The organism is Streptomyces sp. NPDC004838 (assembly GCF_053600955.1).
Map to the genome: position 1 here is coordinate 1 of NZ_JBSGAW010000077.1, position 1469 is coordinate 1469.

General features: G+C 68.0%; 2 protein-coding genes. Both read left to right on the forward strand.

What is annotated here, in order from left to right:
* Positions 1 to 578: Mu transposase domain-containing protein (locus ACWEFL_RS36085; protein WP_451721349.1), on the forward strand; the 578-nt coding region annotated here is incomplete at its 5' end.
* Complete coding sequence (gene istB / locus ACWEFL_RS36090) at positions 578 to 1396, forward strand: IS21-like element helper ATPase IstB (protein WP_451721351.1); 819 nt, start codon at positions 578 to 580, stop codon at positions 1394 to 1396. The genes ACWEFL_RS36085 and istB, both read left to right, overlap by 1 nt.
* Positions 1397 to 1469 lie beyond the last annotated feature (73 nt).

Sequence of the window (1469 nt, forward strand, 5' to 3'; positions counted from 1 at the left end):
CGTCATTCCTGCCCGGCCGGACCTTCACCGGACCAGACGACTTCAACACCCAGCTGACCGTCTGGCTGAACATCGCCAACCGGCGTCAGCACCGCACCCTGGGCACCCGCCCGGTCGACCGGTGGGAGGCCGACCGTTCCCGGATGCTCGCCCTGCCGCCCGTCGATCCGCCTCGCTGGTGGCGCTTCGCCACCCGCATCAGCCGCGACCACTACATCCGCGTCGACACCTGCGACTACTCCGTGCACCCCCTGGCGATCGGCAAGAAGGTCCAGGTCCGCACCGACACCGACGAGGTCATCGTCACCCTCACTCCCGGCGGAGCCGAAGTCGCCCGCCACCCGCGCTGCTGGGCCAAACAGCAGACCATCACCGACCCCGTCCATGCCCGCGCCGCGGCCCTCCTGCGCGGCGACTACCGCTATCACCAGGCCTCCCGGGCCCTGGCCGCCCGCCAGACAGGCGCCGCCACCGCAGCTGACCTTGTCGAGGTCGAACAACGACAACTCGACTCCTACGACCGCATGTTCACTGTCATCGAAGGCGGCAGCGGACACGACGAGCCGGAGGCCTCCTGATGCCACCCACTGCCGCCAACGCCAGCCCCGGCAAGCCCCGAACCGGCCGCCAGACCGCCTCCGACCTGTCCTTCCTGACCCGGGCGATGAAGGCACCGGCGCTACTGGACGCCGCCGAGCGGCTGGCCGAGCGCGCGTTGAAAGAGACCTGGACACACACCGAGTTCCTGGTCGCCTGCCTCCAGCGGGAAGTCTCCGCCCGCGAGTCCCACGGCGGCGAGGCCCGCATCCGGTCCGCCCGCTTCCCCGCAATGAAAACGATCGAGGAACTCGACGTCACCCATCTGCGCGGCATAACTCGCCAGCAGCTCGCGCATCTGGGCACGTTGGACTTCATCGCCGCAAAGGAGAACACCGTTTTCCTGGGACCGCCGGGAACCGGGAAGACACACCTGGCGATCGGACTGGCGGTCCGTGCCTGCCAGGCCGGCCACCGCGTCGCGTTCGCCACCGCCGCCGAATGGGTCGACCGCCTGGCCGCCGCCCATCACGCCGGACACCTCCAGGCCGAACTCACCAAGCTCAGCCGCTACCCGCTGATCGTGATCGACGAGGTCGGCTACATCCCCTTCGAAGCCGAGGCCGCGAACCTGTTCTTCCAGCTCATCTCGAACAGATACGAACGAGCGAGCGTGATCGTCACGAGCAACAAACCCTTCGGACGATGGGGAGAGGTCTTCGGCGACGAGACCGTCGCCGCCGCCATGATCGACCGCCTCGTCCACCACGCCGAGGTCCACTCCCTCAAAGGCGATTCCTACCGCATGCGCGGACGCCAGCTCGGACGCGTCCCCACCGCCACACACGACACCGACTGAACACCAGCAAACAGACCCAGTGGGTCAAAGTTCGACCGCCCGAAACGGGTCAGAATTCAACCGCCACCGACAC

What these genes read in the sequence shown, in the direction of transcription:
- istB (WP_451721351.1), top strand. Translation starts at nt 578, where the DNA reads ATGCCACCCACTGCCGCCAACGCCAGCCCCGGCAAGCCCCGAACCGGC.